General features: G+C 46.1%; 24 protein-coding genes and 1 riboswitch. Of the genes, 6 read left to right on the top strand and 18 right to left on the bottom strand.

What is annotated here, in order from left to right:
- Window positions 1-39: 39 nt before the first annotated feature.
- The 16 genes from XMM383_RS05955 to XMM383_RS06030 all read right to left on the bottom strand — a co-directional run bounded on the left by XMM383_RS05955 (window position 40) and on the right by XMM383_RS06030 (window position 15,954).
- A complete protein-coding gene (locus XMM383_RS05955) occupies window positions 40-732 on the bottom strand; it encodes an ABC transporter permease (protein ID WP_173480553.1) in 693 nt (230 codons plus the stop codon).
- Window positions 729-1,448 carry an ABC transporter permease gene (locus XMM383_RS05960; RefSeq protein ID WP_254442789.1) on the bottom strand — a complete coding sequence of 240 codons (720 nt, stop codon included), beginning with the start codon at window positions 1,446-1,448 and terminating at the stop codon, window positions 729-731. The genes XMM383_RS05955 and XMM383_RS05960 overlap by 4 nt, the downstream gene beginning before the upstream one ends.
- 20 nt (window positions 1,449-1,468) lie before the next feature.
- Complete coding sequence (locus tag XMM383_RS05965; RefSeq protein WP_173484641.1) at window positions 1,469-2,206, bottom strand: ABC transporter substrate-binding protein; 738 nt, start codon at window positions 2,204-2,206, stop codon at window positions 1,469-1,471.
- Between the two features lie 27 nt (window positions 2,207-2,233).
- The gene (locus XMM383_RS05970) at window positions 2,234-3,016 is read right to left on the bottom strand and encodes an ABC transporter ATP-binding protein (protein ID WP_173480552.1); all 783 of its coding nucleotides are present in this window, start codon (window positions 3,014-3,016) and stop codon (window positions 2,234-2,236) included.
- 124 nt (window positions 3,017-3,140) lie between these two features.
- On the bottom strand, window positions 3,141-4,649 hold the full coding sequence (locus XMM383_RS05975; RefSeq protein WP_173480551.1) for a fumarate hydratase: 1,509 nt from the start codon (window positions 4,647-4,649) through the stop codon (window positions 3,141-3,143).
- 155 nt (window positions 4,650-4,804) lie between these two features.
- On the bottom strand, window positions 4,805-6,157 hold the full coding sequence (yegQ, locus tag XMM383_RS05980) for a tRNA 5-hydroxyuridine modification protein YegQ (RefSeq protein WP_173480758.1): 1,353 nt from the start codon (window positions 6,155-6,157) through the stop codon (window positions 4,805-4,807).
- Window positions 6,158-6,183: 26 nt separating this feature from the next.
- Complete coding sequence (gene thpR / locus XMM383_RS05985) at window positions 6,184-6,735, bottom strand: RNA 2',3'-cyclic phosphodiesterase (RefSeq protein ID WP_173480550.1); 552 nt, start codon at window positions 6,733-6,735, stop codon at window positions 6,184-6,186.
- A gap of 87 nt (window positions 6,736-6,822) precedes the next feature.
- Complete coding sequence (locus XMM383_RS05990) at window positions 6,823-7,752, bottom strand: hypothetical protein (protein WP_173480549.1); 930 nt, start codon at window positions 7,750-7,752, stop codon at window positions 6,823-6,825.
- 109 nt (window positions 7,753-7,861) lie between these two features.
- The gene (locus XMM383_RS05995) at window positions 7,862-8,620 is read right to left on the bottom strand and encodes an ABC transporter ATP-binding protein (protein WP_173480548.1); all 759 of its coding nucleotides are present in this window, start codon (window positions 8,618-8,620) and stop codon (window positions 7,862-7,864) included.
- On the bottom strand, window positions 8,617-9,372 hold the full coding sequence (locus XMM383_RS06000; protein ID WP_173483300.1) for an ABC transporter ATP-binding protein: 756 nt from the start codon (window positions 9,370-9,372) through the stop codon (window positions 8,617-8,619). Before XMM383_RS06000 ends, XMM383_RS05995 begins: the two co-directional genes overlap by 4 nt.
- A 22-nt stretch (window positions 9,373-9,394) precedes the next feature.
- Entirely contained in the window at window positions 9,395-10,510 is a 1,116-nt protein-coding gene (locus tag XMM383_RS06005) for a branched-chain amino acid ABC transporter permease (protein ID WP_173480546.1), read from the bottom strand.
- A gap of 1 nt (window position 10,511) precedes the next feature.
- The gene (locus tag XMM383_RS06010; RefSeq protein WP_173484639.1) at window positions 10,512-11,528 is read right to left on the bottom strand and encodes a branched-chain amino acid ABC transporter permease; all 1,017 of its coding nucleotides are present in this window, start codon (window positions 11,526-11,528) and stop codon (window positions 10,512-10,514) included.
- 89 nt (window positions 11,529-11,617) lie between these two features.
- Window positions 11,618-12,967 carry a substrate-binding protein gene (locus tag XMM383_RS06015; RefSeq protein WP_173480544.1) on the bottom strand — a complete coding sequence of 450 codons (1,350 nt, stop codon included), beginning with the start codon at window positions 12,965-12,967 and terminating at the stop codon, window positions 11,618-11,620.
- Window positions 12,968-13,249: 282 nt separating this feature from the next.
- Complete coding sequence (gene groL, locus XMM383_RS06020; RefSeq protein ID WP_173480543.1) at window positions 13,250-14,890, bottom strand: chaperonin GroEL; 1,641 nt, start codon at window positions 14,888-14,890, stop codon at window positions 13,250-13,252.
- Window positions 14,891-14,937: 47 nt separating this feature from the next.
- The gene (locus XMM383_RS06025) at window positions 14,938-15,231 is read right to left on the bottom strand and encodes a co-chaperone GroES (RefSeq protein ID WP_173480542.1); all 294 of its coding nucleotides are present in this window, start codon (window positions 15,229-15,231) and stop codon (window positions 14,938-14,940) included.
- Window positions 15,232-15,450: 219 nt separating this feature from the next.
- Entirely contained in the window at window positions 15,451-15,954 is a 504-nt protein-coding gene (locus XMM383_RS06030) for an FxsA family protein (protein ID WP_173483301.1), read from the bottom strand.
- Window positions 15,955-16,395: 441 nt separating this feature from the next.
- Between XMM383_RS06030 and XMM383_RS06035 the strand changes: the two genes are divergently transcribed.
- Window positions 16,396-17,157, top strand: a complete 762-nt coding sequence (locus XMM383_RS06035) for an SDR family oxidoreductase (RefSeq protein ID WP_173483302.1) — start codon at window positions 16,396-16,398, stop codon at window positions 17,155-17,157.
- A 111-nt stretch (window positions 17,158-17,268) separates the two neighbouring features.
- Entirely contained in the window at window positions 17,269-18,675 is a 1,407-nt protein-coding gene (locus XMM383_RS06040) for an MFS transporter (protein WP_173483931.1), read from the top strand.
- 66 nt (window positions 18,676-18,741) lie between these two features.
- Here XMM383_RS06040 and XMM383_RS06045 read toward each other — a convergent pair whose 3' ends face one another.
- On the bottom strand, window positions 18,742-19,224 hold the full coding sequence (locus XMM383_RS06045; RefSeq protein ID WP_173480538.1) for a YajQ family cyclic di-GMP-binding protein: 483 nt from the start codon (window positions 19,222-19,224) through the stop codon (window positions 18,742-18,744).
- A gap of 67 nt (window positions 19,225-19,291) precedes the next feature.
- Here XMM383_RS06045 and XMM383_RS06050 point away from each other — a divergent pair, with 67 nt between their 5' ends.
- The 4 genes from XMM383_RS06050 to XMM383_RS06065 all read left to right on the top strand — a co-directional run bounded on the left by XMM383_RS06050 (window position 19,292) and on the right by XMM383_RS06065 (window position 23,371).
- Complete coding sequence (locus XMM383_RS06050) at window positions 19,292-20,191, top strand: ketopantoate reductase family protein (protein ID WP_173483930.1); 900 nt, start codon at window positions 19,292-19,294, stop codon at window positions 20,189-20,191.
- A 70-nt stretch (window positions 20,192-20,261) separates the two neighbouring features.
- A riboswitch (cobalamin riboswitch) is annotated at window positions 20,262-20,442 on the top strand.
- 124 nt (window positions 20,443-20,566) lie between these two features.
- Window positions 20,567-22,438: a TonB-dependent siderophore receptor gene (locus XMM383_RS06055; protein WP_173483929.1), complete on the top strand. Its 1,872-nt coding sequence runs from the start codon at window positions 20,567-20,569 to the stop codon at window positions 22,436-22,438.
- 3 nt (window positions 22,439-22,441) lie between these two features.
- Complete coding sequence (locus XMM383_RS06060) at window positions 22,442-23,002, top strand: cob(I)yrinic acid a,c-diamide adenosyltransferase (protein ID WP_173494673.1); 561 nt, start codon at window positions 22,442-22,444, stop codon at window positions 23,000-23,002.
- A gap of 39 nt (window positions 23,003-23,041) precedes the next feature.
- Window positions 23,042-23,371, top strand: coding sequence for a hypothetical protein (locus XMM383_RS06065; RefSeq protein WP_173494674.1), 330 nt, complete (start codon window positions 23,042-23,044; stop codon window positions 23,369-23,371).
- Window positions 23,372-23,374: 3 nt separating this feature from the next.
- On the opposite strand, the gene XMM383_RS06070 is transcribed toward XMM383_RS06065, so the two are convergent.
- The gene (locus XMM383_RS06070) at window positions 23,375-24,172 is read right to left on the bottom strand and encodes a helical backbone metal receptor (protein WP_173494675.1); all 798 of its coding nucleotides are present in this window, start codon (window positions 24,170-24,172) and stop codon (window positions 23,375-23,377) included.
- Window positions 24,173-24,210: the final 38 nt, after the last annotated feature.

A 24,210-nucleotide genomic window follows, 5' to 3' on the forward strand; every position in this document is an offset into this window, starting at 1 on the left:
GTGAGAGCAGTTAGAAGATCTGCTCAGAATCGATAAAAGTTATCGCGGGTATTGATAGCGATTTAGCCAGCGCTCAATAAACCGGAACGCCAAAATAAATAGCGCAGCGATAGCAAGATACAACATACCTGCCGCAAAAAAGATCTCCAGCGGGGTATAAGTACGAGCAATAATGGTTCTCGCCATACCCGTAAGATCCAACAGAGTAATGGTTGAGGCGAGCGCACTACCCTTCAACATCAGAATTAACTCATTCCCGTAAGCAGGAAGCACAATACCGAAAGCACGAGGCAGGACGATACGTCGTATCTGAACCAGTTTCGACATACCAAAAGCCTCTGCAGCTTCAATCTCCCCCTTTGGAATAGACTGGATTGCACCACGAACAAGCTCAGCACTGTACGCTGCAGTGTTCAGCGTTAACGCTATCAGTGCACACCAGAAGGGTTCACTGAAAATTTCCCAAAGGGATGTATTTCGAATGAGATCAAACTGAGCTGAGCCATAGTAGATCAAAAATATTTGGACCAATAACGGCGTGCCACGGAAGAAATAGATGTATGCCCAAGGAAGCGCAGAAACTAAGCGATTTTTAGAGGCACGCATCAGCGCAAGAGGCACTGCAATCGCTAGCCCCGTTAAGGCTGAATAGAGAACCAATTCTAGTGTTAACCAAACGCCATCAAAGAGGCGTGGAAAATATTCCCAGATCACATCCCATGACCAGTTCATGCTGCAACCCTCTTCTCAGCAGGATTTGATGCGCGCTCAAGATAAGTAGTTATCAAAGTAGATATTGCCGTGAGACCAAGATAGATCAGTGCGGCTGCCATGTAGAAAGTGAACGGCTCTTTTGTAGACCCCGTCGCAACGTAGGCCTGTCGCATAATGTCGTTCAAACCAACAACAGAGACGAGTGCGGTATCTTTTAGAAGTACTTGGAAAAGGTTGCCAAGACCTGGCAGCGCAAGACGCCAAACCTGGGGCAGAATAATTCGATAGAAGGTCGTCAGGCGAGGCAAGCCCAAAGCATAGGCTGACTCCCACTGGCCCTTCGGGAGCGCTTGAATAGCCGCTCGAAAAACTTCAGTAGCGTAGGCACCAAATGCAATAGAGAGCGCCGTGACACCCGCTGCAAAAGCACTCACCTCTATGTAATCTGTATAACCAAAACGCTCTGCGATAGCCATCAACAGCATCGAGCCACCAAAGTAGATGGTGAGCACTAAAAGCAGTTCCGGTATTCCACGAATCAGCGTTGTGTATCCGGTTGCTAACCAGCGAAGTGGCGCAATCGAGGATAGTTTCGCAGAGGCACCAGCAAGCCCAATAATAAGGCCAAAAAATAGGCTAGCGAGCGCAAGCTGAATAGTTATCCAGGCACCCTCCCAAAGAAGGTGACCGAAGCCGTGAAGATCAAACATAGAGTAAGATATTGGCTGCGCCATTTAGGCACAGCCTGTCCCGATTAGTAGATCGAGAATGGGAAGTACTTAGCGTTGATTTTCGCGTAAGTACCGTTATCAACAATCGCTTGAAGTGCTTTGTTGAACTTCTCTTTTAGAGCATCGTTTTTACGAATTGCGATACCGATCTTATCGTCGATGTCGATATCCTGGCCTTTGAACTCAAAGCCTTTGCCGTCATCAGTTCGTAGCCAGTCGTATGCTGGGAACTTATCTGACAGCATGCCATCAAGACGGCCGGCAGCAAGGTCTAAGTATGCGTTATCTTGAGTATCGTACAGTTTTACGCTCGCGCTTCCTGACATGTTGTCTTCAAGGTACTGGCCAGCGATAGTCGCACGCTGCGCACCAAGCGTTTTACCCTTCATGTCACCCATAGACTGAACTTTAGGACCCACGTAAGCGAGAACGTTTGAGTAGTATGGGTTAGTGAAGTCGACAACTTTTAGACGCTCTTCTGTGATCGACATTGATGCGATGATTGCATCGTACTTACGGCTCATAAGACCAGGGATAATACCGTCCCAATCCTGTGCCACTAGCGTACAGTCTGCTTTCATTTCAGCACAAAGTGCATTAGCGATATCTACGTCAAAGCCCTGAAGCTGACCTTTGTCATCGACCATATTGAAAGGCGCGTATGCACCTTCAGTAGCGATACGGATTTTATCGCCTGCGAAAGCTGAAGAGGCTGCAACAGCACTCAAAGTAAGACCAACGACGAGGTTTTTTAATTTCATTATTTTCTCCTATTAGGATCTACTGTCCTATTGATGACTCGACATAAAGGCCTTCACCCTTGCAGATGAAGGATTTTCGAATAGTTTCTCTGGTGTTCCCTGCTCTTCGATATGTCCTTCATGAAGAAAGACAACCTGGCTCGAAACATCACGTGCGAAGCGCATTTCATGGGTTACTATCAGCATAGTGCGTCCCTGTGAGGCCAGATCCCGCATGACCGCCAGCACTTCATTGACCAACTCAGGATCAAGCGCTGAAGTTGGCTCATCGAACAATAACAGCTGTGGATCCATCGCTAAAGCACGTGCTATCGCAATACGCTGCTGCTGGCCACCTGAAAGATGACTAGGATAGGCATCGATCTTATCTACGAGACCGACCTGCTCTAGGATCAGTTTTGCCTGCCCCACCGCCTCATCTTTAGACTGTTTTAAAACTTGAATGGGAGCTTCTGTAATATTCTCTAACACAGTACGGTGCGGCCAGAGATTAAAGTTCTGGAATACAAAACCGATACGCGAACGCATATTTTCAAGCTGCTTTCGACTTTTAGCCTGCAACTCGCCACTCTTAGATGGCACCAACTCAAGTTTCTCATCCCCAAGATAGATCTCACCCTTGCTTGGATTTTCAAGCAGGTTAATACAGCGCAGTAGCGTACTCTTACCCGAGCCACTCGAACCGAGAATAGAGATCACATCGCCATCTTTCGCCTCCAGTGAGACCCCTTTGATAACGTTCAGGGATCCGTAGGATTTATGAATATCGATCATGCGAAGCGCAGTAGCGGGTTGTGAATCTTGAGACATTAAAACTTAACCAAACAGTCATGTAATCAAGGGACTTTAGCGAGAATAGTGACACACGGCAAGCCTTCTATATTCCACAAACAAAAAAGCCGCGATAAACGCGGCCCTTAATGTGAGTTTTCGTTTAGCCTTTCGCTTTAACGATTATGTCGTGCCATTTAGCTGGACCAGATGTATGAACAGACTCACCATTCACATCTACAGCCACAGTCACCGGCATATCTTTGACTTCAAACTCATAGATCGCTTCCATGCCCATCTCTGGGAAGGCTAGCACTTTTGAGTCAGTGATCGCTTTAGATACAAGGTACGCTGCACCACCTACAGCCATTAAGTAAACAGCTTGGTTATCTTTGATCGCATCAATAGCGATTGGACCACGCTCTGATTTACCAATCATGCCCAGTAGGCCCGTTGACTCTAGAATCTGACGTGTGAACTTATCCATACGTGTTGACGTTGTTGGGCCAGCAGGGCCTACAACCTCATCACGGACAGGGTCGACAGGACCCACGTAGTAGATGAATCGCCCTTTCAGATCAACTGGCAACTCTTCACCGTTGTTAAGCATCTCTACCATGCGCTTATGGGCGGCATCACGACCGGTCAACATTTTACCATTAAGCAAAATAGTCTCACCAACCTTCCACTCTTTAACCGACTCAGGTGTGATCTCATCTAGATTGACGCGGCGTGTATTAGCACCGACTTCAAAGGTCACTTCTGGCCACTGATCCAAGCTTGGCGGTGTGAGAACGGCCGGCCCATCACCTTTCAAAGTAAAATGAGTATGGCGAGTCGCAGCACAGTTAGGGATCATACAGATTGGCAAAGATGCCGCGTGCGTTGGGTAGTCCATGATCTTAACGTCTAGAATCGTTGTCAGACCACCAAGACCCTGTGCACCAATACCTAGCTCATTGACCGCATCCATGATCTCTAAACGAAGCTCTTCGACACGGTTCTGCGGGCCACGCTCACGTAGCTCATGAATATCAATTGGGTCCATCAAAGACTCTTTGGCCATGACTGCTGCCTTCTCGGCAGTACCACCAATACCAATACCCAACATACCTGGTGGACACCAACCAGCACCCATAGTCGGTACCGTTTTAACCACCCAATCCACGATGCTGTCAGATGGGTTCAACATCACCATCTTCGATTTATTCTCTGAACCACCACCTTTAGCAGCCACATGAACTTCTACTTCATCGCCCTCTACAATTTCGTAGTGGATAACAGCAGGAGTATTGTCTTTGGTGTTCTGACGTTTTCCAGCAGGGTCGGCAAGAATCGAGGCGCGTAGAACGTTATCAGGGTGCATGTAGGCACGACGAACACCTTCATTGACCATATCGGTGACGCTCATTGAAGCATCCCACTGAACGTTCATACCCACTTTAAGGAATACGGTAACGATACCGGTGTCCTGACAGATAGGACGCTTACCTTCGGCACACATACGTGAGTTGATTAGGATCTGCGCCATCGCATCTTTAGCGGCTGGGTTCTCCTCTTTCAGGTAGGCTTCGTGCACACCTTCAATAAAGTCGATTGGGTGGTAGTAAGAGATGAACTGTAGCGCATCAGCAACGCTATCAATAAGGTCGTCTTGACGAATAACGCTCATTGGAAAACTCCATTTATAGTGATGATCAGGGGGCTCCACCCCTGCAGTGCTGCAAGATTATACATCATCCAATCGAGATGGGATGACCACACTTTGTCTAACGGCTAAGCAGAACCTGTAGAGACAAAAAAGCCGGCTCAGTCGCCGGCTATCATTTACGCCCTCTCTGGAGCGTTTGGAAGATCACGCATCAGTAGCGCGTATTCCATATCAGTATCAAAATCGAGTGGTAGTGTCACACGGTGTCCTGAACCTGGGGCAACATGGACTCGAGCACCTTTCTTGTCATACAGCTCATCAAGCTTGAAGCGACGATTACCCTGAGGGGTCATCAACTCAAGTGTGTCACCCACCTCAAATTTGTTCTTCACATCGATAACAAGCTTGCCAGAGTCCGCGTCACGCTCAACCACTTCACCGACAAATTGCTGATGCACACCCACAGAGTTACCCGTTTCATAGTTCTGGTATTCGTCGTGAACATGACGACGGTAGAAACCTTCGGTGTATCCTCGGTTTGCAAGATTCTCAAGGACATCCATTAGCCCCTTGTCGAATGGGCGACCAGCCGCTGCATCGTCAATGGTTTGACGGTAAGCTTGCGCGGTTCTGGCAACGTAGTAGTGCGACTTAGTGCGTCCCTCAATTTTCAGAGAGTCGACGCCCATCTCCGTCAAGCGATGCACGTGCTGAATGGCGCGCAGATCTTTTGAGTTCATGATGTAGGTACCGTGCTCATCTTCAAAGGCCGGCATATACTCTCCAGGGCGAGTCTCCTCCTGGAGCAGGTAGATCTGATCTGATGGCTTACCTTCACCTAGGGCAGGCTGCTTCTCTTCGCCTGGATCAAAGCTCTGAACGGGAACCACATCACCGGACTCATCTTCCTGAGCTTCATGAGCATCGTATTTCCAACGACAAGCATTTGTGCAAGTACCCTGGTTTGGATCTCGGTGGTTGATGTAACCCGATAGCAGACAGCGACCTGAGTAGGCGATACAGAGTGAGCCATGAACAAAGACCTCAAGCTCAATATCCGGACACTGTTGACGTATTTCAGCCACTTCATCTAGCGAGAGTTCACGTGACAGGATGATTCGCTCAATACCTGCTCGCTCCCAGAACTTCACTGCAGCCCAGTTCATAGTATTCGACTGAACAGAGAGGTGAATCGGAAGATCTGGATACTTATCTTTGACCATCATAATCAGGCCAGGGTCGGACATGATCATGGCATCAGGATTCATCGCTACAACAGGATCAATATCCTTCATGTAGGTACCCAACTTTGAATTGTGCGGCAGAATGTTACTGGCGACAAAAAACTTTTTACCCAGTTGATGCGCAATATTGATCCCCTCTTCAAGGTTCTGAAGAGTAAAGTCGTTGTTACGTACACGAAGGCTATAGCGCGGTTGACCGGCATAGACCGCATCAGCACCATAGGCAAAGGCATACTTCATATTTCGCAAGGTCCCTGCAGGGGACAATAGCTCGGGTTTTCGCATCATGTTCTCAAAATTGGTTAAACGGTTTAGCGTGTAAGTGGCACTTCGAAAAGCGGCTTATAGACACTGCCATGATCACCCTCAGTGCTCTGAAGAAGCACAATCGAGTCAGCCGGCAGGCTATGATCGATAGGCGGCAACTCTCTGTCGACAGCAAATCGATTGTCCGCTGGCAAGCGTGCCAAGGTGACGTGGGGCATAAAGTTCTGATCTTTACAAACAATGCCAACCTCTTCGGCTAACGCCACTAACTGCTCATGGAGCATCGTTAGCTGACTATTCTGCGCGGTCATCGCCGCGATCAGGGAGAGTCTCGGATTAACGGCGTAATAACTGACCTGATCTAGCTGAACGGTAAAACGACTACCAAAATCTATTTGAGTGGCACGTTTCTCGAGCTGTTCTATCTGTTCTAGGCTGACATCTCCTAAAAAGCAGAGCGTCAGGTGATAGCCAGATGAATCAAACCAGGTTGCGTCCAGCCCTAAATCAAACTGACACAACTCATCAGAAAGATTAGCGAGCTCTCGAGCCGTTCTATCAGGAATGCGTAAAGCAAAAAAGGTTCTTAGCTTCACGTCTTAACTCAGCTCCATTTCATGTGGCGCGTATTGTGCCCATTGGCAAGGATTTGGACAAGTATTGATCAGTTGCGAATAATTCAACTAACGAATAGCTCCTTCAAGCAGCAGCGTATTGAGCTGTTGTTTGATGTTCAATAGTTCGGCATTGACCGACTGGCGACTAGAATCAATGGAGCGTAGACGATCTTCAATGGTCGCTAAACGGCCATCAAGATCACTGGAATTGGAACCTGCCTTAACTTGTTCAAGCTGCTCTGAAAGCCTTGCTCTCTCGTCCCGTTCAATAGAGAGCTGAAACTCAAGGTCACTGTTGAGTTGAGCTACCCGTTCACTTAATTGAGCGATCTGCTTATCTTTACTGGCAACTAGGTCATTAAGTTTTGATAGTTGCTGGTCACGTTTTTTCAAACTGCTATCAAATTCTGATACTGATTTGGACAGTTTATTAACAGACCCTTCGCTCTTTTTAGCTTGTGCTTGAACTTGATCCACACCCGACTGAATACTTTTAATCGATTCAGCCTGAGATTTAATCAATTTAGCCTGTGCTTCAATCGTCTTGCCCTGCTTCTCTAGCTGAGGCTTATTGCGTTGATATGACACGGTCCAAAGCTTAGCGATCTCAGAGTCAAAATGCTTAATACGATCTTCAACACGACCATTTAGCTGCTCTAATCGAGAAGAGAGGGTTTCACCTGATTGTGACGCTGAAGTCGTTGTCTTCGTCAGCGTTGCATCGGTACTCTCAAGCCATAAGTTCATCTGTTCCAGAAGAACGGATTGTTGATCCATCTTTTGAGTCAGTTGGTAGTTCCATACAGCCATAGCCACAGCCACTAACAGTGCAATAACAGCAACACCCGTTGCTAAACCACTACTTTTAGAAGAGGGCTTAACGGCGGCATTAGTGGGGTTGTTAGGCACTTGAGGTTTTTGCTTTTCAGGTTCAAGAGTGGGCACTGGCTCGGCCAGTTGATCTAAATTGAATCCTGGTTCGCGACGTTCAGACATTGAAGAGGGTTCTTACTCAATTAGAAAGTGATACATTACCAGTTTTATCCCCCCCAAAAAAGAGTGCCCAGCAAAGCTGGGCACAGGTGGAGTACTGATAAGAGCGCGATTAAATCGCTAGGTACTCGTTACGAAGCGCTTCGTTATCAAGAACTTCTTGAGCGGTTCCGTCGAATACAACGTTACCGGTATCAAGGATTACTGCGCGATCAGCAAGCTTCAGTGCAGCAATTGCATTCTGCTCGACAATCACGGTAGTAATACCCAGCTCTTTGATCTCACGTAGAGTACGCTCAATCTCTTGAACGATAACAGGAGCCAGACCTTCATAAGGTTCATCAAGAAGAAGAACTTTGATGTCTCGACAGAGCGCGCGACCGATCGCAAGCATCTGCTGCTCACCACCTGACAGAGTGACGCCCTCTTGGTTACGACGCTCGCCCAGACGAGGGAATAGCTCGTAGATGCGTTCGATATTCCAACCTTTAGGAGGCGCAATTTGAGCCAGCTGCAGGTTCTCTTCTACCGTCAAACCAGGAATGATACAGCGATCTTCAGGAACCAGTGCAATACCCGCTTGTGACGCTTCATACGCTGTCATGTCGTGAATATTTTGGTGATCCAACCAGATCTCACCGCTTTTTAATACTGGGTCATCACAACGTGCGATGGTACGCAACGTTGATGTTTTACCGGCACCGTTACGGCCAAGTAGAGCAAGAATCTCACCCTCATGGATATTGAAACTCACACCCTGAACGATGTAAGACTCACCGTAGTAACCATGAATATCGTGGATAGAACAGTAGGTAACCGGTGTACCCAGGTTTTGAGTTCTAACGGCTTCAGTTGCGACTGTATTGGTCATACTTCCGCTCCTCCCAAGTATGCTTCACGAACTTTAGGGTTCACTTTAATTTCATCTGGAGAACCCTCAACGATCACGTGACCTGCTGCCATTACACTCACTTTATCAGCGAGTGAGAAGACTACATGCATATCGTGCTCGATGATGACCATCGTCATTCCATCCGCTTTGATCTTCTTCAACAGATCGATGGTGTTGTTGGTATCGGCACGTGCCATACCCGCGGTTGGTTCATCAAGAAGTAGTAGTTTTGGCTCTTGAGAGAGACACATTGCCAACTCAAGACGACGCTTATCACCACGGCTCATGCTGCCCGCGTGAGTATCAGATTTACCTAGCATGTTCACATACTCTAGGTATTTAGCAGCCTTCTCTTGCAGGTCTGCATCCTGATCAGAACGTTTCCAAGCATTTAGCTTGAATTCGCCATCGCGGTGAGCCAACAGTGGGATCATCATGTTTTCCATGATCGTAAGATCAGCAAAGATCTCAGGAGTCTGAAATACGCGTGAAATACCCAACTGGTTAATCTTATGTGGCTTAAGGCCAATCATGCTGTTACCAGAGAACGAAATCGTGCCGTTATCTGGAATCAACTTACCAATGACTGCGTTCAGCAGTGTTGATTTACCGGCACCATTCGGACCGATGACCGCATGAACGGTTTTCTCTTCAATTTTTAAGTTGACGTCATCCAGTGCTCTCAAGCCACCGAATGTTTTGTTTACGCCAGAGATTTCTAGTACTGACATATAAATATCCTGTTAGCTTGAGTTACTCTTCGCCCTGCTTCGAGAAGCGAGCTTTGATTCGACGGTAACCTTCCATGATGCCACCAGGCAGGAAGATAACGACCAGCATGAAGATTAGACCTAGCGTTAGGTGCCAACCTTTACCTACGAACAGAGACAGTACTGGAACAAGGCCAGAAACCAAGAAGTCTGGTAGGAAATCTAGAGCACTAGTCAGAACTGCACCATCGATAGCAGAGAAGATGTTCTCGAAGTACTTGATAGCTACCGCACCAAGGAACGGGCCAACCAATGTGCCGACACCACCAAGGATTGTCATAAGAACAACCTCACCTGATGCAGTCCACTGCATACGCTCCGCACCCGCTAGAGGGTCCATCGCTGCCATTAAGCTACCAGCAAGACCCGCATACATACCTGATATTACAAACGCTGCCAGTGCATATGGGCGAGTGTTCAAACCTGTGTATGACATACGGTTTTGGTTAGTTTTAAGGCCACGTAGCATCGAACCGAAAGGTGAACGAGTGATACGTAGAGCGACATAAAAACCAACAATCAAGAATGCTGCACAGATGTAGAAGCCTGCTAGGCCACCAAAGTCTGTCATCTCAATTCCGAATAGGTTGGTACGAGGTACCGCACCTTCAGCTAGAGGCGCATCCCAAGCACGTGGGTCAGCCGCTTCAACCTGCAGACCTGTCTCACCCATGGTAATAGGTGTTAGTACAGAGTAAGCAAGGTTGTAACTCATCTGAGCTAAAGCCAGTGTCAGGATCGAGAAGTAGATACCTGTACGACGAAGACAGATGAAACCAATAACTAGGGCGAAGATACCTGACACCACAACACCGGCAACCATCGCTGGAAGGATGTTCAGTGTAAACAGCTTGAAGATCCAAACCGTAGTGTAAGACCCCACACCGATGAACGCTGCGTGACCAAACGACAGGTAACCTGTCTGACCGAAAAGAATGTTAAAGCCAATTGCGAACAGACCGAAGATAGCGAAACGCTGCATCAAGTCTGGGTAGGCTGCGCCAAATGGCTGAAGCCAAAGTGGCATTAGCAGGACGGCTGCTGCAAAGCCCAGCAGCATCATCATGTCAGATTTAGGTGTAAATTTATCAATATGCATCTTAGTCCTCCATTACACCCTTGCGACCCATTAGACCACGTGGACGAACGAGCAGTACGATCATTGCAACTAGGTAGATAATTACCTGGTCGATACCTGGGATGATTTGTTTGATTTCGTTCATCGATGCGAACGATTGGAGGATACCGAGTAGGAAACCTGCCGCTACCGCACCCGGTAGTGAACCCATACCACCTACTACTACAACCACGAATGACAGAACTAGGAAGTCCATACCCATGTGGTAGTTAGGAGAGAGTATTGGTGTGTACATCAAACCTGCCAAACCTGCGACGACAGCAGCTAGACCGAAGACGATACTGAAACGTTTGGTGATGTTGATACCCAACAACTGAACCGTTTGACGATCCGCCATACCGGCACGAACCACCATACCAAAGGTTGTAAACTGCAAGAAGGCAAACACTGCAGCAATGACTATCGCAGCAAAGCCCAAGTAAACAAGACGCCATTTCGGATAGACAATATTGTCGCCTAGACCGAAGAGTGCGCCGATGTTCGCTGTACCCTCAAACATCTCTGGTGCTGGCTGTGGAATCGGGTTTGCACCGTAAATGGCTTTGACGATCTCCTGAATAACGATCGCAAGACCGAAGGTTACAAGGATCTGATCAGCGTGTGCGCGACGGTAGAAGTGACGAATGAGGCCACGTTCCATCACCAGGCCAATCACAAGCATGATAGGTATAGCGATTAAAATCGATATAGGAACAGACCAGTCGATTATGGCTCTACCCGTATCACCGAGCCAGAGCTCTAGGTATGGGATCTCTTTGAATGCTTCAAAGAAAGTAACCGACTCATCTTTAACTTTTGTTGAAATAGTAAGTACTTCGCGAACTGAAACTGCGACGAAAGCACCCAACATGAAAAGAGCACCGTGAGCAAAGTTCACGACACCTAAGGTACCGAAAATCAACGTTAGACCTAGGGCAATCAGTGCATAAGCACCACCCTTATCTAGACCGTTCAAGATCTGGAGGATTATTGCATCCACAGCTATGAATCTCCAAAAAAGCTAATAAAAAACGAAGGGGTCCCTTGGACCCCTTCGCGTGCCAAGGTGTAATTAAAATTACACTTGGATTAAGACCACTGAGCGCCGCCGGCGAATGGGCCTTCGTTTGGATCGTATGTAAGCTTCTCACGTGAAACCACATCCAATACTTCAAGACGGTCGAAGTCAGATGTTGGGTTCATGTTACCGCGTACAACTAGGCCATTCTTCATTACCTGGTGGTCCGCTTTACGGTATAGAGAAGCACCGTTACCCATGCCATCGAACTCGTGATCTTCAAGAGCAGCGATAACTGCTTGTGGATCGAAAGTACCTGCACGCTCAACAGCATCTGCGTAAAGCATAGTCTGAACGTAACAAGTGTGAGCTGCCTGTGATGGTGGGAAACCGTATTCCTGACCGAACGACTTAACGAATGCTTTAGAACCTTCGTCAGTTAGCTTCCAGTTCCAGTTTGTAGAACCTAGGATGCCCTTCATGTTGTCGCCCGCACCTTTCGCCATTAGACGAGAGAATAGAGGAACGATGATCTGGAAGTCCTTACCGTTAACTTGCTTATCTTTCAGGCCGAACTGAATCGCCTGAGTCAAAGAGTTAACCATGTCACCGCCGTAGTGGTTAAGGATAAGAGTATCTGCACCAGAGTTTAGGATTGGTGTGATGTACTGAGAGAAGTCACCTGCACCTACTGGTGTTTTAACGTTAGCAACTGTGTTCCAGTTTGCTTCAGCAGCCATACCCTTCTCGATAGAGTCCTGCTGAGACCAGCCCCAAGTATAGTCAGCTGTTAGGTGGTAAACCTGACGATCTGTACCGTACTCGTTTTTAAGTACTGGACGTAGCGCTAGTGCTGATTGGTGACAGTTGAACATGTGGCGGAAACCGTGACGACGACGGTCTTTACCAGTTGTATCGTTTGAGTGTGTTAGACCTGCCATGAAGATGGTACCCATCTCTTCAGCTAGAGCCTGAACTGCGATAGCTACACCTGAAGATGAACCACCAGAGAACATGATAACGCCATCTTTCTCGATCATACGTTTAGCCGATGCACGTGCTGCGTCAGACTTAGTCTGAGTATCACCAGTTACGTACTCAACTTTCATACCAAGAATACCGTTACCTTTAAGGTTCATTGGTTTCATGGTTTGCATCATGCCGCCATCGCCTTCGCCGTTAAGGTGTTTAACAGCAAGTTTGAATGCGCGTAGTTCGTCTGCACCCTCATCTGCGTAAGCGCCTGATTGAGGTACGTTAAAACCTAGGACACACTTACCAGAAGCCTTAGGGTCGTTACGGAACGAACCTGCAGCAGAAGCAGTTGGGATGTAGAAGCTTGGTACTGCGATAGCCGCTGCAGAAGCTGCAGTGCCTTTAAGTACCGTACGGCGTGAAACGCCTTGAGTCTTATCAGTCATTACTTTGTAACTCCGTTGTTGGGTTTGTTTTTATTACAATCGGAAACTGCAAACTACTAGAGTCAACACTGAGTGACTACCCTACTAAAGGTTGATTTAGACCAATGTACTAGGAAAACTCTTTCAAGATATGAAATCTCATACCAACCTATAACCAAAGTAAAAATATTAAAGTAAATACAAAAACTTAGCGGTATAAAGAACCTCTTCAACTACTGAATTATAGACATAAAAAAACCCCGAGCGGCTGACCGCTCGGGGCTTCACATTTGGGGGGGATGATTACATCATGCCGCCCATACCACCCATGCCACCCATATCAGGTGCACCCATAGCTGGCTTATCTTCTGGGATCTCAGCAACCATCGCTTCAGTCGTAATCATTAGACCCGCAATTGACGCTGCCGCCTGAAGTGACGAACGAGTTACCTTAACAGGGTCGATGATACCCATCTCAAGCATATCGCCGTAGACTTCTGTACCCGCGTTGTAACCGTAGTTACCTTTACCGTTACGAACTTCGTTGACAACCACTGATGGCTCACCACCTGCGTTTGCTACGATTTGACGAAGTGGTGCTTCCATTGCACGTAGTGCTAGCTGAATACCGATCGTCTGATCATGGTTGTCACCCTCTAGGCTCTCGACAGCCTGAAGTGAGCGAATCAGAGCAACACCACCGCCAGGAACGATACCCTCTTCAACGGCTGCACGAGTTGCGTGAAGTGCATCGTCTACACGAGCTTTCTTCTCTTTCATCTCAACTTCAGTCGCAGCACCCACTTTGATCACTGCAACACCGCCTGCTAGCTTAGCAACACGCTCTTGCATCTTCTCTTTGTCGTATTCAGATGTAGTATCTTCCATCTGTACACGGATCGCTTGAACACGAGCGTCGATGTTTGCTTTAGCGCCAGCACCGTCAACAATGGTAGTATTCTCTTTGCTAATCTCTACGCGCTTAGCTTGACCAAGCTGCTCAAGTTCAACTGCATCTAGGCTCAGACCCACCTCTTCAGAGATCACCTGACCACCAGTAAGAATAGCGATATCTTCTAGCATTGCTTTACGACGATCACCAAAACCAGGCGCTTTAACAGCACACACTTTCACGATGCCGCGCATAGTATTCACTACAAGAGTCGCTAGCGCTTCACCTTCAACGTCTTCCGCTACGATAAGCAGTGGACGTGATGATTTAGCAACACCTTCAAGTGCTGGAAGCAGCTCACGGATGTTAGAGATCTTCTTATCAACTAGAAGAATGAATGGATCTTCTAGTTCAGCAACCATAGAGTCTTGGTTAGTTACGAAGTAAGGAGATAGGTAACCGCGATCGAACTGCATACCTTCAACAACGTCTAGTTCGTTTTCGAAACCAGAACCTTCTTCAACAGTGATGACACCATCTTGGCTTACACGCTCCATCGCTTCTGCAATGATGTTACCCACTTCAGCGTCAGAGTTTGCAGAGATAGTACCAACCTGAGCAATCGCTTTAGAATCAGCACATGGCACAGCCATTTCAGCAAGCTGAGCAACTACAGCAGCAGCCGCTTTATCGATACCACGCTTAAGATCCATTGGGTTCATTCCCGCTGCAACAGACTTAAGACCTTCATTAACAATCGCTTGAGCTAGAACAGTTGCAGTCGTAGTACCGTCACCAGCAACGTCGTTAGCTTTAGAGGCTACTTCTTTAACCATCTGTGCGCCCATGTTTTCGAACTTATCTTTAAGTTCGATCTCTTTAGCGACTGAGACACCATCTTTAGTCACTGTTGGTGCACCAAATGATTTTTCTAGTACAACGTTACGACCTTTAGGGCCTAGAGTTGTTTTAACCGCATTTGCTAGAACGTTTACGCCAGCAAGCATGCCCTGACGAGCATCATTTCCAAAGAGTACTTCTTTAGCAGACATTTCTTAGAATCCTTTAAATTTATTCAATTCTTTACCAGTAAAACGAATTAGGCTTCTAGTACGCCGTAAATTTCGCTCTCTTGCATGATCAGCAGCTCTTCACCATCTACTTTGATAGTGTTAGTGCCCGCGTACTGACCAAAGATCACTTTGTCACCGACTTTGACAGACAGCTCAACAACCTGGCCATCATTAGTGACACGACCAGCGCCTACTGCGACAACCTCACCTTGGTTTGGTTTCTCTGCAGCTGCACCTGGCAATACGATACCGCCAGCCGAAGTAGCTTCTTCTTCGCTACGACGAACTACTACACGGTCATGAAGTGGACGAATTTTCATCTGGTTCTTCTCCTGAATCTAGGATCCAATACGATGTTGGTTTTTTGTTTAAAGCCAGTGAACCAATAATTCACCGACAATTCTTAGGTGAAATATTTAATTGGGGAGGGGGGAAAAGATTTCAACACCCAAGCTGAAAAAAATTTAAATTTCCAACTTAGGTCTTAGCAAGCCATAAGCAGAAAGTGCAGGACTTATTAATGGACAACCCAGTGTAAATTAGTGCAACCGTTTGTCGTCGTTATTGCTTGATGGGTCATTCACCTCAACAAAATCACCATCAATGATGTCACTTCTATTTTGAGAGAAGGGATCCTGGGAGTTCTGGGTCGATGAGTAAAAGTGTGCTTGCCCACCACTCTTAGTAAACGCATCACTTATGCGTTGTCCGAAAAGATTAAAAAACAGGCCACGAGTGAATGGCAACAGGCAGGAGAAACCAATTACATCGGTCACAAACCCAGGAGTAACCAAAAGGGCTCCGCCTATCGCTATCAATATCCCATCTCTCATTTCTGATAGCGGAATCTCTCCACTCTCAATACGACTGCGAGCTTTTAACAGAGTCGTCACACCCTGATAACGCAACATATTTACCCCGATAAAAGCTGACAGCAGAACCAGGCCCACGGTATACCAGCCACCAATCGCTTGACCGACCTTTATAAGGATGGTGATTTCAATAACGGGGATTACGACAAAGATAATAAAGAGTATTGGCATGCTGTTCTCGCTCTGTTTTAACAAAGGCTATCAAGGCTTAAAAGAAATCTAAAGAGAACAACAGGTGGTTTAACTTAAATTTACATTCAAGCAACTTTTTACATATAGACTACAACTTAGCTACAGCCGGACTACAACCAAGCTTTTGCAGCGCAATATCACTTTTGTGCAGTGGCCTTTTACCTATGTCTAATACCAATAATGATGGGTATAACCAACTTGAATAAACATTAAATTCAATGACTTAAATGCACAAAAACGGAACTCACCAGCCCCTCAACTAACTATTTTTTTCAATTTTTAAAAAACTCCACAAAAGCTATGGATTTTGCACTGCAGAAGGCTTAGTTTGTGCAGTGCACTAGCTGCAACGCAAAATAAAAACAGGCAGCAATCAGCGTTAAGCGCTGAAAATATTAGATTGTTGGTAGGAGTCCGGAAATGGATCTAAAAGATAAAGTAGTAGTGATCACTGGTGGTGGTCGTGGTCTTGGCCGTGCAATGGCACTTGAGCTAGCAAACAAAGGTGCACGTCTTGCACTGGTAGACCTTAACCAAGAAGACCTTGATGAGACTCTCAATCAAGTAAAAGCTGCTGGCAGCGATGGCCGCACTTACGTATGTAATGTCTCTAAAGAGGCTGAAGTTGAAGCTCTATTCGAATCGGTGGTTGCTGATATGGGTGGCTTAAACGGTCTTGTTAACAATGCTGGCATCACACGTGACGGTCTATTCATCAAAGTAAAAGATGGCGAAATCGTCTCGAAAATGAGCATGGATCAGTGGAACCTAGTAATGGATGTAAACCTTACTGGTACTTTCCTTTGTGCCCGTGAAGCTGCGGCACAAATGATCAAAAACAAGCAAGAGGGCTGCATTATCAACATCTCTTCTATCTCGCGCAGTGGCAACATGGGTCAGACCAACTACACCGCTACTAAGGCAGGTGTTGAAGCGATGGCCGTTACTTGGGCGAAAGAACTTGCTCGCTACGGTATCCGTGCAGCATCGATTGCACCAGGCTACATCGGTACTGAGATGGTTATGGCGATGAAAGAGGAAGCACGCGAGAAAATCGCTGCGGGCATCCCGGCTAAACGTCTTGGTAAACCTGAAGAGATCGCTCACACAGTCTCTTTCATCCTTGAAAACGACTATGTATCAGGTCGTTGTTTCGAGGTTGATGGCGGTCTTCGAATCTAATTCGAATCGCTCTCTAAAAAAGCTGGCTTCTGCCGGCTTTTTTATTGCTTCATTTACCGTTCATACACGAATTGATAGCATCAACTTTAAGTTTTAAGGATGCTATAAAAAATGTTAACAAACTGGATCGATACCCTTCGAGTTTATAAAGATAAGCGCCTACTTTGGGTCTTCTTGATGGGGTGTAGCTCCGGCTTCCCCTGGGTTCTAATCGGCTCCAACATGAGCGGTTGGCTCAAAGATGAGGGCCTATCTCGAACCGCCATCGGTTTCTTCGGTTCGATCTTTGCCGTCTATGCATTTAACTTTTTATGGGCCCCTTTGGTCGATCGTGTTCGCCTGCCGGTTTTAAGCCGTTTAGGACAACGCCGCTCTTGGATATTTTTATGTCAGGGCATCATGCTGTTTATGATTCTGCTAATCACTCAGGCAGACCCAAGCAGTGCCTATTCCGCGATGGGAGAACCAACCACAGAGTCTGGTAAAGTGCCGGGCATGCTCTACATCTCTCTGATCGCATTGATGATTGCCATCGCATCGGCCACCCAAGATATTGCAGTCGATGCCTTTCGTATCGACCAGTTTGATATCAATGAAACCACGAAGATGCCGCCCGCTTCAGCTATGGCCGTTGTCGGCTGGTGGACTGGCTACTCGCTTCCAGGCTACCTAGCCTTCGTTAATGCCGACTCAATGGGTTGGAACGGTGTCTACGGTGTTATGGCAGTAATAATGGGGCTACTAATGGTATTTACTCTGTTAGTGAGTGAACCGGTCGATCGCCGCTCCAACCTTCAGAGCAAACTGGAAGAGAACTACCAAAACCGCTTTGGTTTAGGTCGCTTCGCCAGTTGGTTCGCAGTTACGGTCATTGAACCCTTTGCCGATTTTATTCGCCGAAACGGTCTATCGGTAGCCATCACCCTAATTGCCTTTATCTTTATGTTTAAGATTGGCGAGGCTTTCTTGGGCCGGATGTCAGTGGTCTTCTATAAAGAGGTTGGCTTCACCAACGAGCAGATTGGTGAATACACCAAGATGCTAGGCTGGATCGCGACGGTGGTGTTCACACTCATCGGCAGCGCCATCAACGTTCGCTTCGGTGTGCTTAAAGGGCTTATGATTGGTGGTATTGCAATGGGCGCTTCTAACTTAATGTTCGCACTGATAGCAGAAGTTGGGCCGGTAGAGTGGCTGTTTGCAGCAACCATTATCGTCGACAACTTTACTACCGCTTTCTCAACAGTTGCCTTTGTGGCCTTCCTAACGGCACTGACAGGGCGTGCATTCAGTGCGACTCAATACGCCCTACTCGCGTCGTTTGGTAACCTTGGTCGCACAACGCTGGCGAGCTTCAGTGGCACCATGGTAGATGGTCTTGATGGTAACTGGTCACTGTTCTTTGTCATTACCTTCTTGATGGTCATTCCATCACTGGTCATGTTGTGGATGCTGCGCGACAAACTGGAGGTAGCTCAAGCTCAGACTCTAGAACAGAATCAACGTGAGCAAAGCTGATCACTACTCTTCTGAAACAAAAAAGCGACCTCTTTTCAGACGTCGCTTTTTTATTGAGCGTAAACTCTAGTCGCGGAAGTTTTTGTACTGCAGAGGCAGCTCAAAATCTGACTCACGCAACAGCGCCATCACCGCTTGAAGGTCATCACGTTTCTTACCGGTGACACGCAGTTGTTCGCCTTGCACTTGAGTCTGAACTTTTAGCTTTGAGTCCTTGATCAATTTACCTAGCTTCTTGTTCGCTGCCTGATCTAGACCTTGCTTAAGAACAATCGTCTGGCGAGCCTGTTTACCATTCTGCTCAGCTTTTTGAATGTCCATACAGTTTGGATCGATCTTTCGATTAACCAATTTTGCTCGAAGCACATCGATCATCTGCTTTAATTGAAAGTCCGCTTCAGCAACCGCTTTAACCGACTCACCGTCTAGCTCAAAACTGGCATCCACGCCCTTAAAGTCAAAACGTGTTGAGATCTCACGATTCGCTTGATCGACCGCATTAGCCACTTCATGAGAATCTACTTCAGAAACAATATCGAACGATGGCATCGCCCTCTCCTCTCTTAAAACGAATGAATGGTCGATATAATACCTTTTTTCATTAGGAGTGGTACGTGTGACTTGGCATATAATTGGTGCCGGTGCGATTGGCAGCCTTTGGGCTGATCGATTACATCGACAAGGCGAAGCGATTACACTAGTACTCCGCTCCTCTGAGCAGGTCGACGCATTCAATCGCAATGGACAATCACTTCGTGTTGAGAGCCCTAATAAAGAGTTGAGAGTGGTTCAATGCAAAGCGACCTGCACAGAAAATCTCTCAGACACCATTACACATATACTAATCACTACTAAAGCGTTTGATGCACTTGATGCCATTAACAGGGTTAAGAATCAGTTAGCGAGTGATGCCACCATCATCGTTATGATTAATGGCTACGGTGTACAACAGACGATTCAAGAGACCTTTCCAGATCACAACATTCTATTTGCCAGTACGACCGATGGTGCTTTTAATCTAGCACCTTTCCATACGGTTCATGCGGCAAATGGCTCTACGCTTATCGGAAGCCTTAATAAAAAAGTAGATAGTAAAGCATCACCGCTTTGTGGGGCCGACTGGATCGATGATATCGATACCATCTTATGGCGAAAAGTCGCGATAAACTGCTGTATAAATCCAGTTACTGCTACACATCAATGCACCAATGGCGAAATATTTTCGACAGACGAGCGGGTAATAGTGACAACCAATCTGGCAAAGGAAATTGAGCGGCTTGAGATCAAGATAGGGGTTGATCGTCAAACCCCTCTCATTGATGAAGTTAGAAGCGTTGCTGAATTAACCTCTAAAAACCGATCATCCATGTTGCAGGATGTCACAAAGGGTCGACGCACTGAAGTTGAGCATATTAACGGGGCCATTGTGGATCTCGCTAAAAAGTACGCAGTCGAAGTTCCCTGTAACAAAAAGATGCTTAATACCATCCAAAGCCTAACGCTTGCTGAACGTTAACAGAGTGAATGCCATTCAACATCGCTTGAATCGATTCAAGTTGCCTAACCTAGTCGCGCTGATACAATGCGCGTCACTCATCGGAGTAGGTGCCCTTTAATGGGGTTAAACGGGAAGTTCAGTGAAAAACTGACGCTGCCCCCGCAACGGTAAGGACGGTTATTTCAACATCATGCCACTGGCGACAGCTGGGAAGGCGTTGAAATAGAGACCTCCAAGCCCGGATACCGGCCCACTCTCAATTCCATCCAACCATGCGCGGTGGGCGCATCGAGAGAGATCATGAAATTATTTACGACCCTTTTACTGGCAGCGTCGACTGCTTCTTCTTGTGCCTTGGCGAATCCACTGAAGGTTTTCGTCACAGGGAGCAGAATGGAATCATCAACAATCGGACTTCCTGCTGCTAAGACTGTTATAACCGCAGATGAAATTTTGAATAGTGGCGCTTCTACTTTAACCGATATTCTCCGCCAACAGAGCTTCATTCAAATCACTGACAGTTCTGGAGTGAACGGCAAAGGGAATATAGATATGAGAGGGTTTGGAGAATTCAGCTCTTTCAATACTGTCATTCTAATTGATGGTCAAAAAATTAACCGCGCTGCTGACCAATCTTCAATAGATATAAATATGTTCAACCTAAAACAGATAGATCGAATTGAAATCATAAAAGGAAGTTCTGGAGTCCTATATGGACATGAAGCTGTTGGTGGAGTTATTAACATCATCACAAAAAAGAACAATAGACGCCATAACAGCGCATCAGTAGAAGTTGGCAGTTTTGAAAGAAGCACCATTAGAGCATCAGCTGGTGACTATTTATCAAAAGATAGTTCATTCAACTTCACCCTAGAAAAAACAGAGGCTAATAATTTTAGAGACCACAACGACTCTAACTTGAAGAAATTGAATATTAATTTTGAGAAAAATAGTCAGCTAGGTGATACACAAATTTCAATTCAACGAATTGAAGATTACTGGTTGAACAGCGGTCCATTAAGTTCTGTGGACGATGTTCTAAACAATCCTACAGTTTCACAGAATATTTATGCCGATGATTGGTACGATAAAAAAGGGACCTCAATTAAACTTAATCACATAAAATCAATAGACACTTTTAATACCATTACCCTAGATGCATTTGTAAACAATGAAAAAACTAATGCGAATGCTTACATTGGCGGCTCTGTTGATAACACCAATCAAGATAGAAAGAGCGTCTCGTTTAGCCCAAGAGTTACAAGCAATCTAAACGAAGACACAACCCTTCTAACAGGCATCGACTACACATACACAGACTATGCTTTTTCGTCTTCTTATGGTCCGATGAACATTGATCAAAACATTTATGCCATTTACGCTGTTCTTGATCAAAAGATAAACGACAGAGTCACAATCAACACTGGATTACGCCATGCATATATGGAATACACCCATGTTGGCAACACTCATTTATCTCCGATTTCTCAAAAGAATAATGACAATCAAACTGTTGGCAACATTGGATTAACATTACACCTAACACCAAACTGGAGTGTTGATTTAAGGGCTGACCAAAATTATAGATTCGCATTGGTAGATGAGCACAACAATTACCTTTATGCTGGTTCAACAAGTGCACTTAAAACCCAAACCGGCGACTCTTATGAGGCAGCGTTGACGTTTGAAGATCAAGGTACTACTGCTCAAATTCAAGCTTATACGTTAATACTGAATGATGAGCTAATTTATGATGGTGCTAACTATCTAACAACTAACTTTGATAAAACAGAGAGAAATGGCATATCCATTTCACTTAAGAAAAATATTAACGCAGTAGCTGACCTTAGCGTGGGTTACGATTATTTAGATTCAAAAGTAAAGCAAGCCGCTATTTATACCGACTATCTAGGAAATCAGCACAACTTCACCAACAAAACAATTCCCTTAACTGCAAAACACTCAGCAAATGCTGGAATCACATGGAAAACCGACAACGGTTTGATTAATAACTTAAACTGGAAATATATCGGGGACCGTTACATTGGTGCAGACTTCCTCAATAATTACGATAAAATTAAGGGCTATAACACATTCAATTTCAGCAGTTTATTGAAACAAAAAAGCTGGGAGTTCAGCTTTAAGTTAAACAACATATTCGACAAAAAATCGGTCAATACTGCTAGTTTATCTGGAAGCACTATTGGTTATTATCCAAATACTGAAAGAAACTTTTCAATTACTGCAAAACATTACTTTGAGTAAACAATGAGCCGACTCACCAAAATCTATACACGTACTGGCGATAAAGGAACTACCCGACTCGCCACTGGTGCAGAAGTGCATAAGACACATCCTCGTGTTGAAGCGATGGGTACTGTTGATGAGTTAAATAGTCTGATTGGTGTGGTCGATTCACACCTTTCAGAAGCTGATGATCTATCGCCAATCTTTCGCAGAATTCAAAACGATCTGTTCGACCTTGGTGGTGAGATTGCCATTGCTGATGACAGCTATGTGGTTATTTCACCCGAGATGGTTAATTGGCTTGAAGAGGTGCTGGATCACTACAACGACACGCTACCATCACTAGAGAATTTCATTCTTCCAGGTGGAACACCCGACGCGGCCCATACTCACCTTGCCAGAGCGGTCTGCCGACGAGCTGAACGCGGCTTGGTAGAGCTCGCACAGAAGAGTAGCGTCAATCCGCAAGCAATAGCTTATATCAACCGCCTTTCGGATCTGCTGTTTGTACTAGGCAGAGTCCTAGCTCGACGCGATGGACAAGAAGAGATACTCTGGCAACAACGTTCACCTACAAGTTAATCTATCGAGAACTGAACCATGCGCTTTCTGGCTCTTCTTATGTTTCTTACGTTCAGCACAACCAGTTATGCAGACTGTGCCTTTGATCAAGATGTGTGCGAAGCATCCTGTAAACTTCGCTTCATTACCAATGATGCAGAGAAAGCGGGTTGTATCTCGCGTTGCGTAGCTGAAAGAACTCTCTGTTCGGCTAAAATCGGAGCGGGTAAAGCGAAAGAGTTTGGTGAAGAAGCACTAGAAGAGTCAAAATCCTTTATTGAAGGCTTTACGGCTGATCAAGCAAAAGATCTGGGTAAAAAGGCTTGGGAAAACACCAAATCGTTTATCGATGGCATGATCGACAAACCTAAAAGTGAAGCAACTGAGTAGTGGCTAATCCAAGCGACTCAAAATTTCACAAACCTCATCCACTCCATCCAGGGTTCTCATCGTCAAACGATGTAGATAATCAGAATTGATTTTATAGAGATTCTGGTGCCTAACCGCATCAAGAAATGGCCACTGCTGCCAAGCCTCTTGCCAAGTATCGGGTAGACCATCGGATGCTAAAATCAGTTCTGGATTCACACTAATAACAGATTCAATACTGACTTGCGGTGCCATTTCAGGCCGATCTTTGAATACATTGACTCCACCGCAATGGTCCACAGCTTCTGACACCACCGAATGGGCGTTAAGCGTGAGCATCGGATCTGACCATAGTTGGTAAAAGACTCTCTTAGGCTCTTTTACCTTGACGGCGCTGATGGCCAAGCGGCGATTAAACTCGGCAATCAAATTACTCGCCTCTGCCTCTGCATTGAGCAAAATACCCAATTCCGTTAACTGAGCAGGTATCTCAGTGAGAGTATCGCCTTTAATCCTGATCAAATTCAGACCCAGAGATTCAAGGTAAGTTAACTGCCGTTCGGGATTTCCCCCCTGCCAAGCCAATACATAATCGGGATCCAACCTCAAAATCGCTTCGGCATCGAGTGATTGGTAGTCCCCTATCACTTGAACATCTAAAAGCTCTTTAGGGTAATCCGCGGCAGAAACCCTACCAACAACCGAATCCCCTTTTCCCAGTGCATAAATATTCTCAGTCAGGTCCGGCGACAACACCACCAACCGAAGGTCTGCTAGAGCCGAAGCAGGAATGAGTAGAATAATCAGAAAGCGCAGCAGCAAAACTAGCCTCATTAATACTTATTACTGAGCAATAATTG

The sequence above is a fragment of the Marinobacterium sp. xm-m-383 genome (assembly GCF_013283255.1).
GTDB lineage: Bacteria > Pseudomonadota > Gammaproteobacteria > Pseudomonadales > Balneatricaceae > Marinobacterium_E.